This is a genomic window from Serinibacter arcticus (assembly GCF_004786095.1).
In the GTDB taxonomy this organism is placed as follows: Bacteria; Actinomycetota; Actinomycetes; order Actinomycetales; family Beutenbergiaceae; genus Litorihabitans; species Litorihabitans arcticus.
In genome coordinates this window covers 786,769-799,976 of record NZ_RHPJ01000003.1, presented here as the reverse complement: position 1 = coordinate 799,976, position 13,208 = coordinate 786,769, and the positions used below count along the sequence as shown (strand labels likewise).

General features: G+C 73.4%; 12 protein-coding genes. 6 read left to right on the top strand and 6 right to left on the bottom strand.

The genetic code is table 11. The features are described 5' to 3' along the window. Window positions 1-3: 3 nt before the first annotated feature. Complete coding sequence (gene panB / locus SERN_RS12660) at window positions 4-927, bottom strand: 3-methyl-2-oxobutanoate hydroxymethyltransferase (RefSeq protein ID WP_135850443.1); 924 nt, start codon at window positions 925-927, stop codon at window positions 4-6. A 154-nt stretch (window positions 928-1,081) separates the two neighbouring features. Here panB and SERN_RS12655 point away from each other — a divergent pair, with 154 nt between their 5' ends. Both SERN_RS12655 and SERN_RS12650 read left to right on the top strand, forming a co-directional pair. Further along, window positions 1,082-2,419, top strand: a complete 1,338-nt coding sequence (locus SERN_RS12655) for a glutamine synthetase family protein (protein ID WP_135850442.1) — start codon at window positions 1,082-1,084, stop codon at window positions 2,417-2,419. A 4-nt stretch (window positions 2,420-2,423) separates the two neighbouring features. Further along, on the top strand, window positions 2,424-5,510 hold the full coding sequence (locus SERN_RS12650; protein WP_135850441.1) for a bifunctional [glutamine synthetase] adenylyltransferase/[glutamine synthetase]-adenylyl-L-tyrosine phosphorylase: 3,087 nt from the start codon (window positions 2,424-2,426) through the stop codon (window positions 5,508-5,510). Window positions 5,511-5,596: 86 nt separating this feature from the next. Here SERN_RS12650 and SERN_RS12645 read toward each other — a convergent pair whose 3' ends face one another. From SERN_RS12645 to SERN_RS12635, 3 genes are read right to left on the bottom strand one after another with little or no spacing between them, the layout of a single operon-like run. Beyond that, complete coding sequence (locus tag SERN_RS12645) at window positions 5,597-6,703, bottom strand: threonine aldolase family protein (RefSeq protein ID WP_135850440.1); 1,107 nt, start codon at window positions 6,701-6,703, stop codon at window positions 5,597-5,599. 4 nt (window positions 6,704-6,707) lie between these two features. Further along, on the bottom strand, window positions 6,708-7,433 hold the full coding sequence (locus tag SERN_RS12640) for an SDR family NAD(P)-dependent oxidoreductase (RefSeq protein WP_135850439.1): 726 nt from the start codon (window positions 7,431-7,433) through the stop codon (window positions 6,708-6,710). Then, window positions 7,426-8,871, bottom strand: a complete 1,446-nt coding sequence (locus tag SERN_RS12635; RefSeq protein WP_135850438.1) for a DUF6421 family protein — start codon at window positions 8,869-8,871, stop codon at window positions 7,426-7,428. The genes SERN_RS12640 and SERN_RS12635 overlap by 8 nt, the downstream gene beginning before the upstream one ends. A 186-nt stretch (window positions 8,872-9,057) precedes the next feature. On the opposite strand from SERN_RS12635, the gene SERN_RS12630 reads away from it, so the two are divergent. Genes SERN_RS12630 through SERN_RS12615 form a run of 4 tightly spaced genes read left to right on the top strand, consistent with a single transcriptional unit; the run spans window position 9,058 to window position 12,193 of the window. Further along, window positions 9,058-9,810, top strand: a complete 753-nt coding sequence (locus tag SERN_RS12630; RefSeq protein WP_233251665.1) for an alpha/beta fold hydrolase — start codon at window positions 9,058-9,060, stop codon at window positions 9,808-9,810. A 60-nt stretch (window positions 9,811-9,870) separates the two neighbouring features. Beyond that, a complete protein-coding gene (locus tag SERN_RS12625; RefSeq protein WP_135850437.1) occupies window positions 9,871-10,302 on the top strand; it encodes a hypothetical protein in 432 nt (143 codons plus the stop codon). Between the two features lie 52 nt (window positions 10,303-10,354). Next, the gene (locus tag SERN_RS12620; RefSeq protein WP_135850436.1) at window positions 10,355-11,380 is read left to right on the top strand and encodes an LLM class flavin-dependent oxidoreductase; all 1,026 of its coding nucleotides are present in this window, start codon (window positions 10,355-10,357) and stop codon (window positions 11,378-11,380) included. A gap of 21 nt (window positions 11,381-11,401) precedes the next feature. Beyond that, complete coding sequence (locus tag SERN_RS12615; RefSeq protein ID WP_135850435.1) at window positions 11,402-12,193, top strand: 2,3-bisphosphoglycerate-dependent phosphoglycerate mutase; 792 nt, start codon at window positions 11,402-11,404, stop codon at window positions 12,191-12,193. 7 nt (window positions 12,194-12,200) lie between these two features. On the opposite strand, the gene SERN_RS12610 is transcribed toward SERN_RS12615, so the two are convergent. Further along, on the bottom strand, window positions 12,201-12,647 hold the full coding sequence (locus SERN_RS12610) for an iron chaperone (protein WP_135850434.1): 447 nt from the start codon (window positions 12,645-12,647) through the stop codon (window positions 12,201-12,203). A gap of 67 nt (window positions 12,648-12,714) precedes the next feature. Beyond that, the gene (locus tag SERN_RS12605; protein WP_135850433.1) at window positions 12,715-13,137 is read right to left on the bottom strand and encodes a GNAT family N-acetyltransferase; all 423 of its coding nucleotides are present in this window, start codon (window positions 13,135-13,137) and stop codon (window positions 12,715-12,717) included. Window positions 13,138-13,208: the final 71 nt, after the last annotated feature.

Sequence of the window (13,208 nt, the reverse complement as noted above, 5' to 3'; positions counted from 1 at the left end):
GCGTCACGACTGGTAGGTGTGCTCCGGCCCGGGGAACGTGCCGTCGTGCACGGCGGAGATGTAGGCGCCGGTCGCCTGCGCGAGGGCGGCGCCGACGTCGCCGAACTGACGCGCGAACCGCGGTGACCAGTCGGTCATCCCGGCCATGTCGAGCCACACGAGGACCTGACCGTCGCACGCCCCACCGGCGCCGATGCCGATCGTCGGGATCGCCAGACGGTCGGTCACGCGCTGCGCGAGCTGCTCCGGGATCATCTCCAGAACGATGGCGACGGCGCCCGCCTCGGCCAGGGCGACGGCGTCGGCCAGCAGGGCGTCCGCCGCGTCGCTGCCCCGACCCTGCACCCGCTTCCCACCCAGGATGTTCTCGGCCTGCGGCGTCAGGCCGAGGTGCCCGACGACGGGGATCCCCGCCCCGGTCAGCAGCTCCACGTGGGCGGCGATGCGTCGCCCGCCCTCGAGCTTGACGGCGTTGGCGCCGCCCTCCTTCAGCATCCGGACCGCCGCGGCGTGCGCCTGCTGCGGCGAGGCCTCGTAGGACCCGAACGGCAGGTCCGCCACCACGAGCGCGCGACGGGCGACGCGCGAGACGGCGCGGACGGCGGGGATCAGCTCGTCCATCGTGACCGGGATCGTGGTCGCGTGGCCGAGCATGTTGTCGCCCATCGAGTCGCCCACCAGGAGCATGTCGACGCCGGACGCGTCGAAGATGCGGGCCGTGGCGGCGTCGTAGGCCGTGAGCATCGTCAGGCGCCGACCCGCCTCCTTGGCGTCGCGCAGGTGCTGCACCCGCACGCGGCGGGGGGCCGGTGCCGGGGCGGCTGCGGCGACGGCGCCACCGGTGGTCGGGGAGGATCCTGCCGCGGGGCCGGTCGCGGGGCCGGTCGCGGGGGTGGGGGAGCCGGGGACGCCAGGTGCGGTGCTCATCCGTCCACCCTAGCCACGGCCGGGTGCCGCACCACGTGTCGCGCACGGGCTGGACGCCCGGTCTGGGACGCCCGTGCGGGCGCGCCCGTGCTGTGGGACCGTGGCCCAGGCAGCATGATAGGAACGTCGGCCACCAGCCTCGCGAAGGAGAACGATGGACAAGCAGCAGGAGTACGTGCTCCGGGCGATCGAGGAGCGCGACATCCGGTTCATCCGGCTGTGGTTCACGGATGTCCTGGGCATGCTGAAGTCCGTGGCGATCGCCCCCGCCGAGCTGGAGAGCGCGTTCGCCGAGGGGATCGGCTTCGACGGCTCCGCCATCCAGGGCCTGGCCCGCGTGTCCGAGGCGGACATGCTCGCCCGCCCGGACCCCTCCACGTTCCAGGTCCTGCCGTGGCGCGGCGACCAGCGCGGCACCGCGCGCATGTTCTGCGACATCCTGACGCCCGACGGCGAGCCCGCCGCGGCCGACTCCCGCAACGTGCTCAAGCGCGCGCTGGCCAAGGCCTCCGACCTCGGGTTCGCCTACTACACGCACCCCGAGGTGGAGTTCTACCTCTTCCACACCCCGGAGAGCCCCAGCGGTCCGCTGGTCCCGGTCGACGAGGCCGGCTACTTCGACCACGTCGCCCGCGGCACCGGCCACGACTTCCGCCGCGCCGCGATCGGCCTGCTCGAGTCCATGGGGATCTCGGTGGAGTACTCCCACCACGAGGGCGGCCCGGGCCAGAACGAGATCGACCTGCGCTACGCCGACGCGCTGTCCACGGCGGACAACATCATGACGTTCCGCACGGTGGTCAAGGAGGTCGCGCTCGACCAGGGCATCATGGCGTCCTTCATGCCGAAGCCGCTCTCGGGTCAGCCGGGGTCGGGCATGCACACGCACCTGTCGCTGTTCGAGGGCGACACCAACGCGTTCTACGATCCCTCCGGCCGCTACGCGCTGAGCTCCACGGGCCGCAAGTTCATCGCCGGCCTGCTGCGCCACTCGGCCGAGATCACCGCCGTCACGAACCAGTTCGTGAACTCCTACAAGCGCCTGTGGGGCGGCGGCGAGGCCCCGAGCTACGTGTGCTGGGGCCACAACAACCGCTCCGCGCTCGTGCGCGTGCCGATGTACAAGCCGAACAAGGGCCAGTCCGCGCGCGTGGAGTACCGGGGGCTCGACTCGGCCGCGAACCCCTACCTGGCCTACGCCGTCCTGCTCGCCGCCGGTCTCAAGGGGATCGAGGAGGACTACGAGCTGCCCGACGAGGCCGAGGACGTGGTGTGGGACCTCAGCGAGTCCGAGCGCCGCGCGCTCGGCATCGCTCCGCTCCCGAACAACCTCCAGGACGCCCTGGAGATCATGGAGTCCTCTGAGCTGCTCGCCGAGACGCTGGGCGAGTCCGTCTTCGACTTCTTCCTGCGCAACAAGCGGCAGGAGTGGAACGAGTACCGCGCCCAGGTGACCCCGTACGAGGTCTCCAAGTTCCTGCGAGCGCTGTGACGCGATGAGAGCGGCGTCTCCCTCGACCCGACTCATTCGGTTCGGCTTCCGGGAGCTCGCACGCGCGAGCTCGATCCTCGCCGAACCGTGGTTCACGGAGGTCGCGGGCGACGACGGCGGTGACGACCTCCTCGCGGACCTCGCCCGCTCCGCCGACCCCGACCAGGGCCTGCTGACGCTCGCGCGCGTGCACGAGAACGCGACGCCCGACGCGCGCGCCCAGCTCAACGAGGTGCTCCGCACGCCGGGGGAGCGGCGCTCGCGGCTGCTCGCCGTCGTCGGCGCCTCCGCCGCGCTCGGTGACACGCTGGCGATGCATCCCGACGACGTCGCGCTCGTCACGGGCGAGACCGGCCAGGGGATCCTGGCCGAGGGTGCGGACGAGGTGCGCGCGACGCTGCTGCGTGCCGTCGGGGCCGACCCCGACGACGCAGCGCCCGTCGCGACCGCGCAGGGCCCGACCGACGCCATGCGGCGCGCGTACCGCCAGCAGCTGCTGCGCATCGCGGCCACCGACCTCACCCGACCCGACCCGCTGTCCACGCTGCCCGGCGTCGCCGCGACGCTCGCCGACCTCGCCTCCGCCGCGCTCGAGGCGGCGCTGGCGATCGCGCGCTCGGAGACCCCGGACCACCACGTGGTGCGCCTCGCGGTGCTGGGCATGGGCAAGACCGGCGGCCGGGAGCTGAACTACATCTCCGACGTCGACGTGGTGTACGTCGCCGAGGTGGCACCCCCGGTGGAGGGCGACGGTGCCGGGGACGAGGACGCGTCCGGCGGACCCGACCGCGCCGACCTCGAGCAGCACGCCATGCGCGTGGGTGCCCGCCTGGCCACCGGGATGGCGCGCGCCTGCTCGGGCACGAGCCTCGAGCCCGCGCTGTGGGAGGTCGACGCCGCGCTGCGCCCCGAGGGCAAGCAGGGCCCGCTCGTGCGCACGCTCGCCAGCCACCTCGCCTACTACCAGCGCTGGGCCAAGACGTGGGAGTTCCAGGCGCTGCTGAAGGCGCGCCCCGTCGCGGGCGACCGCGCGCTCGGCAACGCCTACGTCGAGGCTCTCAGCCCGCTGGTCTGGACCGCCGCGCAGCGCGAGAACTTCGTCGAGGACGCGCAGGCCATGCGCCGCCGCGTCGAGGCGCACGTGCCGCCGCGCGAGGCCGACCGCCAGCTCAAGCTCGGTGCCGGCGGTCTGCGCGACGTCGAGTTCACCGTGCAGCTGCTGCAGCTCGTGCACGGCCGGCTCGCGCCCGAGATCCGGCAGCGCAACACGCTCGCGGCGCTGGCAGCGCTGGCGCAGGAGGGGTTCGTCGGGCGGGCCGACGCCGCGCGCCTGGCCGTCTGCTACCGGTTCCTGCGCCTCATGGAGCACCGCATCCAGCTGTCGCGGATGCGCCGCACGCACCTGGTGCCGACCGACGAGCGCGACCTCGACCGCCTGGGTCGCTCGATGCTCATCACGGCCGAGGACGAGGCCGACGTCACGACCGAGCTGCTCGTGCGGTGGCGCCACACGCGCCGCGACGTCCGGCGGCTGCACGAGGAGCTGTTCTACCGACCCCTGCTCCCGGCGACGGCGCAGCTCTCGGCCGAGGACGCGGCGCTCGCCCCCGAGGCGGCCGGAGCCCGGCTCGCGGCCCTCGGCTACCGCGCCCCCGACGCCGCCCTGCGCCACATCGCCGCGCTGACCGAGGGCGTCTCGCGCCGCGCCGCGATCCAGCGTCAGCTGCTCCCCGTCATGCTCGGCTGGTTCACCGAGGGCCCCGATCCCGACGCCGGCCTGCTCGCCTTCCGGTCGCTGTCGGAGGAGATCGGCTCCTCGCACTGGTACCTCAAGCTGCTGCGCGACTCCGGCGTCGCCGCCCAGAACCTGGCACGCGTGCTCTCGTCCTCGCAGTACGTGGCGGCGGGTCTGCGACGGGCACCGGAGTCGGTGCCGTGGCTGGCCGAGGACGGCGACCTCGCGCCCCGCGCGCCGGAGGCGCTGGAGGCCGAGATGGACGCCGCGCTCCGCCGTCGGGCCGGGGACTCCGAGTCCAGCGCGACCCGGGTGCGCTACCTGCGCCGCCGGGAGCTGAACCGCACCGCCGTCGCCGACGTGCTGACCAACCTCGCGGCCGACACGACGCCGGGGATCTCCTCGGCCGCCGACGCCGCGCTGCGCGGCGCGCTGCGGATCGCGACCGACCGGGTGTGCGAGGCCCAGGGGTTCGAGGGTTCCCCGACGACGCTGCTCATCGTCGCGATGGGGCGTCTCGGCGGGCACGAGCTCGGCTACTCCTCGGACGCCGACGTGATGTTCGTGCACGACCCGCGGCCCGGCGTGGACCACGCGGCGGCACAGACGTTCGCACTCGCCGTCGCGCAGCAGGTGCGCAGCCTGCTCGGTCAGACCGGCCCTGAGCCGTCGCTGGAGGTCGATGCCGCGCTGCGACCCGAGGGGCGCAACGGGCCGCTGACGCGCACGTTCGCCGCCTACGAGGAGTACTACGGCCGCTGGTCGGCGATCTGGGAGCGCCAGGCGCTCCTGCGGGCGCGGCCGGTCGCGGGCGACATCGAGCTGGGCGAGCGCTTCGTCGCGCTGATCGACCCGCTCCGCTACGCCGGTGGGCTCGACGACGGACAGCTCCGCGAGATCCGTCGCATCAAGGCGCGGGTGGAGAACGAGCGGATGCCGCGCGGCGTCCCGGCGAACCGGCACCTGAAGCTCGGCCGCGGCGGAATCACCGACGTCGAGTGGACGGTCCAGCTGCTCCAGCTGCTGCACGCCCACGAGGTCCCGGCGCTGCGCACGACGCGGACGCTCGAGGCGCTGGCGGCGGCCGCCGAGGCCGGCCTGATCGACGCCGGCGACGCCGAGGTGCTGCGGTCGGCGTGGCGGCTCGCCGTCCGGGCGCGCGACGCGATCGTGCTGGCGACGGGCCGCACGTCGGGTGCGCGGATCGACGTGCTCCCGTCGGAGCGGCGCGAGCTCGCCGGTGTGGCGCACCTGCTCGGGTACGGACCGGCCGCGGGCGGCGAGTTCGAGGAGGACTACCTCCGCACGGCGCGGCGGGCCAGGGCCGTGGTGGAGCGGGTGTTCTTCGGGGAGTAGGCGGCCGGGCGGCCTGGTCGCCTTGCTGATCGGTGGCCGGCTCCGCGCGGTGCACACGGAGCCGGCGGACCGCCCGCCTGCCGGCCTCAGGCCTCCTGGGCCCGCGCGAGCTCCGACCGGATCGCCACGACGAACGCGTCGATGTCCGCCTCGGTCGTGTCGTAGGACGCCATCCACCGCACCTCGCTGCGCGCCGCGTCCCAGTCGTAGAACCGGAACTGCTCGCGGAGCCGGTCGGCGACACCCACGGGGAGCGTCGCGAACACCGCGTTGGCCTGCGTGTCCTGCGTGAACGCCAGACCGGGCAGCTCGCCCGCCGCGACGCCGTCCTCGAGCGCCGCGCGCAGCCGCCGCGCCATGGCGTTCGCCTGCGTCGCGTTGCGCAGGTACAGGTCGCCGGAGTACAGCGCGATCAGCTGCGCCGCGATGAACCGCATCTTCGAGGCGAGCTGCATCGACAGCTTCCGCACGTAGGGGAGCGCGGCCGCGCCGCCGAGGATCGCGTCCTCGTTCAGCACCACCACGGCCTCGCCGAGCATCATGCCGTTCTTGGTGCCGCCGAGGCTGAGGACGTCGACGCCGGCGTCGCGCGTGAACGCCCGGAGCGGCACGCCGAGCGTCGCGGCGGCGTTGGACAGCCGAGCGCCGTCGAGGTGCAGCGACATCCCGCGCTCGTGCGCGTGGTCCGCCAGCGCCCGGATCTCCTGCGGCGTGTAGCACGTGCCGAGCTCGGTGGTCTGGGTGATCGAGACGACCAGCGGCTGCGCGCGGTGCTCATCGCCCCAGCCCCAGGCCTCCTTGTCCACCAGCTCGGGCGTGAGCTTGCCGTCCGGCGTCTCGACGCCGAGCAGCTTGAGCCCGCCCATGCGCTCGGGAGCGCCACCCTCGTCGACGTTGATGTGCGCCGTCGTCGCGCACACCACGGCGCCCCAGCGGGGGAGCAGGGCCTGCAGGGCGACGACGTTGGCCCCCGTGCCGTTGAAGGTCGGGAAGATCCGGGTGCCCTCGCCGAAGACGTCGACGGCGACCTCGGTGAGGCGGGCGGAGTAGACGTCCTCGCCGTAGGCCACCTGATGACCGTCGTTGGCGGCCGCGATGGCGGCGAGCACCTCGGGGTGGATGCCGGAGTAGTTGTCGGAGGCGAACGCCCGGAGCGTCGCGTCGTGCAGGGAGGTGGGGGAGGGCGTGGTCACGCTGTCATTCTCCTGGAGTGATCGTGTGGGTGCTGCCGTTGAGTGCGGCCGCGGGCTCGTCCCAGAGCGCCGCGACCCTCGCCGCGAGGACGTCCTCGAGCCCGGCGACGGCCTTGACGCGCAGCACGACGGCGGCGCCCGTGAGCTCGGATGCGCCGGCGCCGTCGCCCCCGCTCCCGCGCGCGGCCACGGTGAAACCGTGCGCGAGCGCCCCGGTCCAGTGCTCCGACGCCGCCTTGAGCGAGCCGTAGGACGCGTTGCCGGCGCGCGGCGCGGCGACGGTGGTCGACGAGACGATCGCCACGCGGGCGGCGGGCGAGGCGACGAGATCGCCCCAGAACGCCGTCGTGACGAGTCGCAGCGTGGTGAAGGAGGCCTCGAGCACGCGGAAGTCGTCCTCGGTCTGCCCGGGGATCCCCCCGCCGCCCCGCCAGCCACCGACCAGCGGGAGCACACCGTCCACCGGACCGACGGCGTCGTGCACCCGGTCGACCAGGCGCGCGACGGCGTCGGGATCCGTCAGATCGGCGCGGAGGGTGGTGACGCCCGGCAGGTCGGCCAGGTCCGGCATCTCCCGCCGGGCGACGGCGAGGACGCGGGCACCCGCCCCGCCCAGGACCTGGGCGAGGCGGGCGCCGAGCGCGGAGGACGCACCGGCGAGCAGGACGGTGCGACCGGCGACCGACCCGCCACCCGACCCAGAACCGGGAGGAGCGGCCTGCTCAGGCATCGGCGGCGGTGATGCCGACCGTCGAGTCGATGACCGGCTTGAGCTTCTTGCCGAGCGCCTCGTGGAACATCGAGAGCGGGAACTCGTCGTCCATCACGGCGTCGGTGTAGCCCCTGGGCGGCCCGGCGAGGATCTCGCGGCCCAGGCCCGGGCCCCACAGCGACGCCGGGTTCGGCGGCAGCACGTCGCGCACCAGGTCGTAGGCCGCGAGCCAGTGGACCAGCTTGGGGCGGTCGATCGAGGCCCAGTAGAGCTCGTTGATCGCGTCCGAGAGCGCGACCACCGCGTCCTTGGCCGCCTCCCAGTCGATGTGCAGCTTGACGTCGGTCCACTCGATGACGTGGCGCTGGTGCAGCCACGCGAACAGCAGCTGACCGCCGAGCCCGTCGTAGTTGCGCACGCGCGTGCCGGTGAGCGCGAACCGGAAGATCCGGTCGAGCACGACGGCGTACTGGACGCCCCGCGCGTGCCGTCCCTCGGCCAGCTCGACCTCGGTGAGGTCCTCGCCCGCGGCCAGGCGCGTGGCCGTCCGCTCCTCGATCGCGACGGCCTCGCGGAACGCCGTGAGGTCGCACCGCATCTCCTCGAGGGAGTAGAGGAAGAACGGCATGCGCTGCTTGATCATGAACGGGTCGAACGGCAGGTCGCCGCGCATGTGCGTGCGGTCGTGGATGAGGTCCCACATCACGAACGTGTGCTCGGCCTGGTGCTGGTCGGCGAGCATCTCGGCGAGGTCGTCGGGGAGCTCGAGCTGCGTGATCTCGGCGGCGGCCAGGGTCACGCGGCGGAACCTGGCGGCCTCTCGGTCCTGGAAGATCGCGCCCCACGTGAACCGCGGGACCTCGCGCATCGCGACGGTCTCGGGGAACAGCACGGCCGAGTTCGTCTCGTAGCCCGGCGTGAAGTCCACGAGCCGGAGCGAGCAGAACAGCGCGTTGGTGTACTGCTCCTTCTCCAGCGCCGCGACGGACTCCGGCCAGATGTTCTCCACGATCAGGGCCTCGACGTGCCGGTCGGGCGAACCGTTCTGGGTCACCATCGGGAACAGCACCAGGTGCCGCAGCCCGTCCACGCGGTGCTGCTGCGGCTGGAACGCGGTCAGCGCGTCGAGGAAGTCCGGCACGCCGAAGGCCTCCTCGCGCCAGCGGCGCAGGTCGACGACGACGGCGCGCAGGTAGGCGTCCTCGTGCGGGAAGGCGGGCGCCAGCATCTCGACGCCGGCGACCATCCGCTCGACGAGGGCCGAGGCCGCCTCGTGAGCTCCGGCGTCGGGGATCGAACCGTCCTTGATCTGGAGCGCCTGGATCTCGGTGGCGGCGGCCTTGAGGTCGAGCCACGCGGGGGAGTGCTCGACGCCGGCGGCGAGCGTCGTGTCCTCCAGGACCTCGGGCTCTCCGACGATCGACTTCGTGACCTGCTGGTGGGTGGTCTGCGACATGAGAAAACCTCCGTTCCTGCGTGGCGGGGGGCAGCGGCGGTGCTGCCGATCTTCCCCGTCGGCGCGGGTCGCGCCTCCGGGTCGGGTCAGACTACCCGGCGCGTGTCACCGCGATGTGAACGACGGCGGCGCCCGCCAGATCGTTCGCGGACCCGTTCGCATCGCTGCTCGCAGACGGTTCACAGGATGGCGGCGTATCGTCTCGCCACGATCGGGACGGTCGGGTCCCGCACGGCACGGTGGGAGGCGCAGGTGAGCGCTCCGGTGGTGTTCCTGCACGGCACGCGGTCGTCCTCGCTCGTGTGGGCGGCCCAGGTCGAGGTGCTGCGGCGGCGCGGCGTCGCGAGCATCGCCGTCGACCTGCCGGGTCACGGGGCGCGCAAGGACGAGCGCTTCACGCTGGCCGGCGCGATGGCCACGGTGGACGACGCCGTCGCCCACCTCGGGCAGCCGCCGCTCCTGGTCGGGCTCTCGCTCGGCGGGTACACCGCGCTGCACTACGCGGGTGAGCATCCCGAGCGGATCGCCGGCGTGATGGCCGTGGCGTGCTCCACGCAGCCGCACCGCCAGCTCGTGCCCGCCTTCCGTGCGGCCGCGCACCACGTCACGCGTCTGACCGGGCTCGGCGGCGGGACCTGGCACGTGGTCACCGACGTGCTGCGCGAGGTCGTGACCATCGACCCGATCGCCGTGCTGCGGCGCACCACCCTGCCGGTCTGGCTGGTCAGCGGGAGCCGCGACCCGATGCGGTTCGGCTCCCTGCGCTACCGGCTCGCCAACCCCCGGGCCCGGCACAGCGTGATCCGTCGCGCCGGCCACGACGCGAACCTCCACCAGCCGCTCGCCTTCAACGCGCGGCTGGTCCGCGCGCTGAACGAGCTGGGGGCGGCGGCCCGCGCCGTCGTTCCCGTCGGTCCGGTGGCGCTCGCGGGTCCCTAGTCCCGCGGGTCCCTGGTCCTGCCGTGGCCCCCGTCGCGCCCCGGGTCTAGCGTGGCCGTCATGGACCTCGACGACGAGCACGCCCGCCCCGCCGGCACCTCCGACGCCACCGTGGCCGCCCTCGGCAAGCTGTCCGAGGCGCTGGAGGTGGTCGAGGAGGCGCGCGGACACCTCTACGCGTTCCACCGACGGTGCGGCACGGCCGACCTGACGCTCGGCGAGGCGGTCGAGGGTCTGCGCGAGGCCGGGCACGGTGAGCTCGCCGACGAGATCGAGCGCGACCTCGTGGGCCGCAACGTGCTCGCGGGCCGGTGGTCCTTCCAGATCGTCGAGGAGTACGACGACGGGTACTACGCGCGCTTCCGGGCCCACGAGCAGCGGGCGCGCGAGGCGCTGCTGGCGGGCCGGCGGCACGTGTTCGAGGCGGAGATGAAGGCCGACCGGCGCACGGACGGCCGCGCCGGTCACGAGGCGACACCGGAGACGGACTGAGCCCCGCCGGGAACAGCGGGAATAGTCCATGCACCTGAATGTTGTACCCAACATGAAGAGCATCGGTTTCCTCTCGTTCGGCCACTGGTCGGAGTCCCCGCACAGCCAGACCCGCTCGGCGGGTGACGTGCTGCACCAGTCGATCGACCTCGCCGTCGCGGCGGAGGAGCTCGGCGTCGACGGCGCGTACTACCGCGTGCACCACTTCGCGCGTCAGCTCGCCTCGCCGTTCCCGCTCCTGGCCGCGGTCGGTGCCCGGACCAGCCGCATCGAGATCGGCACCGGCGTCATCGACATGCGCTACGAGAACCCGCTGTACATGGCGGAGGACGCCGGGGCCGCGGACCTCATCGCGAGCGGTCGGCTGCAGCTCGGCATCAGCCGCGGCTCACCCGAGCAGGTCATCGACGGGTCGCGGTACTTCGGCTACGCACCGCCGGAGGGCGAGACCGACGCCGACATGGCTCGCCGCACCACCGAGGTCTTCCTCCAGGCGATCGACGGCGCCCGGTTCGCGCAGCCCAACCCGCGCCCGATGTTCCCCAACCCCCACCCGGGGCCGCTCGGCATCGAGCCGCAGTCGCCCGGGCTCCGTGACCGGATCTGGTGGGGCGCCGGGTCCAACGCGACGGCCGTCTGGGCAGCGCAGCAGCGCATGCAGCTGATGAGTTCGACGCTGAAGAACGACGAGAACGGCAAGCCGTTCCACGTCCAGCAGGCCGAGCAGATCGAGGCCTACCGGGCGGCGTGGCGCGAGGCCGGGCACCCCGGTGAGCCCCGGGTGTCGGTCAGCCGGAGCATCTTCGCCCTGACCTCCGACACGGATCGCGCCTACTTCGGCGGCGACCGCTCGAGCACCGACCAGATCGGCAACATCGACGCCACCACGCGCGCGATCTTCGGTCGCAGCTACGCCGCCGAGCCGGACGTGCTGATCGAGGAGCTCGCGCAGGACGAGGCGATCGCCGCCGCCGACACCGTGCTGCTGACGGTGCCGAACCAGCTCGGCGTCGACTACAACGCGCACGTGCTGGAGTCGATCCTCACCCACGTGGCGCCGGGACTCGGCTGGCGCTGAGCTCCCGCCTACGGTGGTGGGATGCCCCCGGTCACCGCTCACGCCCATCTCGGCCGCGTCGTCCTGGTCCGCCACGGCGAGAGCGTGGCCAACGCCGCCGGGATGTTCACCGGAATCCTCGACGTCCCGCTGTCGGAGCGCGGGGTGCTCGAGGCGCACCGGGCCGCCGAGCTCGTCGCGGCCACGGGCATCCGGTTCGACCTCGCCCTGACGTCGGAGCTGGAGCGGGCGTGGGCGACGGCGGCCATCCTCGCCGACGACCTCCCCGCGCTCCCGGCGGTCGAGCGCACCTGGCTCCTGAACGAGCGCACGTACGGCGCGCTCACCGGTCGGACCAAGGCCGACGTCTGCGCCGAGGTGGGGGAGACGCAGTTCCTCGCCTGGCGCCGATCGGTGCGCGTGCCGCCGCCGGAGATGGCCGACGACGCCTTCCGCGAGCTCGCCGACTCCGACCTGTTCCGGCGGCTCCCGGCCGAGGCGCTCGTGCGCACCGAGTCGCTCGCGGACGTCATGATCCGCGTCGGCCGGCTGTGGCGCGACCGGGTCGACCCGGTGCTGCGCCGCGGCGGCTCGGTCCTCCTCGTGGCGCACGGCAACTCGTTGCGCGCGCTCTGCGCCGTCGTCGACGCGCTCGACGACGTCGAGGTGCAGCAGCTCGGGCTGCCCACCGGGCACCCGCTGCTGTACGAGCTCGACCCCGCCGGACCGGAACGTGACGGACTGCTCGTCCCGCTCGTGCGCGGCGGCGTCTACCTCGATGCCGCCGCGGCGCTCGCGGCCGCCGAGCGGCTCGCCCGCGAGGGCGGGACGTGAGGCAGGATCAGCCGACGGCGCGGCGCACCAGGTCGACGATCCGCTTCTCACCCGACTCGTCGAGCCTCGTGACGGCGTAGCTGGCCGCCCACACGTCGCCGTCGTCGAGCGCCGCTGCGTCGCTGAAACCGATCGTGCAGTAGCGGGTGTCGAACTTGGTCGCCGCCTGGAAGAAGCAGATGACCTTCCCGTCCCTGGCGTAGGCGGGCATCGAGTACCAGGTCTTCGGGTCGAGGTCGGGTGCGGTCTCGGTGACGATGCGGTGGAACGCCTCGGCGATCGCGCGCTCGGCGTCAGGCATCTCCGCGATCCGGTCGAGGACCGCCTGCCGGTCCTTGTCCTTCCTGGTGCCCTTGCCGCCCTTCTGCGCCTTCAGCTCGGCGGCGCGGTCCTTCATCGCCTGCCGCTCGTGGTCCGAGAACGTCCCGTCGTCCTCGTTCGAGTCCCTGGCCATCTCGTTCTCCTCGACTCGGTCCCGCCGGATGTGCCGAATGTGCTGACCTGTGCTGGATCGTGGCACGTCAGCGTGCCAGGCGCATCCCGATGCTGCGCGGCGCCGTCGGCACGAAGCCGTGCCTCGCGTAGAGCGGTCGGCCGGGCTCGTCTGCCATCAGCGTGACGTAGGCCCCGGGCGGGGCGACCTCGTCGATGCGGGCGAGGAGCGCGCCCAGCACGCGGGCGCCGAGCCCGTGTCGCTGGTGCTGCGGCAGCGTGGCCATGTCGGCGAGGTGGAAGTACCAGCCGCCGTCGCCGATGATGCGGCCCATGGCGACGACGCCGTCGTCCGCGTGCCGCACGTGGCAGAAGTACCAGCTGCCGCTCAGGGCACCCTCGCCCTGCGGGGGCGTCACCGGTGTCAGGCCGGACCGACGGCGGAGCTCGAGGTAGTCCGTCAGCGGCGGTGGCGCGATGACCAGCGCGTAGGGGTCGGCGTCGGGCGGCATGCCGTGATCCTCGCAGGTGGGTGCGACACGGATCCGGATGGTCGCCGTCGCGTGACCGCGGCCTCGTCCGC

Bases quoted from the DNA above. Each gene is read 5' to 3' on its own strand.
- SERN_RS12655 (WP_135850442.1), top strand. From the start codon at position 1,082: ATGGACAAGCAGCAGGAGTACGTGCTCCGGGCGATCGAGGAGCGCGAC.
- SERN_RS12610 (WP_135850434.1), bottom strand. From the start codon at position 12,647: ATGGCCAGGGACTCGAACGAGGACGACGGGACGTTCTCGGACCACGAG.
- SERN_RS12615 (WP_135850435.1), top strand. From the start codon at position 11,402: ATGCCCCCGGTCACCGCTCACGCCCATCTCGGCCGCGTCGTCCTGGTC.
- SERN_RS12650 (WP_135850441.1), top strand. From the start codon at position 2,424: ATGAGAGCGGCGTCTCCCTCGACCCGACTCATTCGGTTCGGCTTCCGG.
- SERN_RS12605 (WP_135850433.1), bottom strand. From the start codon at position 13,137: ATGCCGCCCGACGCCGACCCCTACGCGCTGGTCATCGCGCCACCGCCG.
- panB (WP_135850443.1), bottom strand. From the start codon at position 927: ATGAGCACCGCACCTGGCGTCCCCGGCTCCCCCACCCCCGCGACCGGC.
- SERN_RS12640 (WP_135850439.1), bottom strand. From the start codon at position 7,433: ATGCCTGAGCAGGCCGCTCCTCCCGGTTCTGGGTCGGGTGGCGGGTCG.
- SERN_RS12625 (WP_135850437.1), top strand. From the start codon at position 9,871: ATGGACCTCGACGACGAGCACGCCCGCCCCGCCGGCACCTCCGACGCC.
- SERN_RS12620 (WP_135850436.1), top strand. From the start codon at position 10,355: ATGAAGAGCATCGGTTTCCTCTCGTTCGGCCACTGGTCGGAGTCCCCG.
- SERN_RS12635 (WP_135850438.1), bottom strand. From the start codon at position 8,871: ATGTCGCAGACCACCCACCAGCAGGTCACGAAGTCGATCGTCGGAGAG.
- SERN_RS12630 (WP_233251665.1), top strand. From the start codon at position 9,058: ATGGCGGCGTATCGTCTCGCCACGATCGGGACGGTCGGGTCCCGCACG.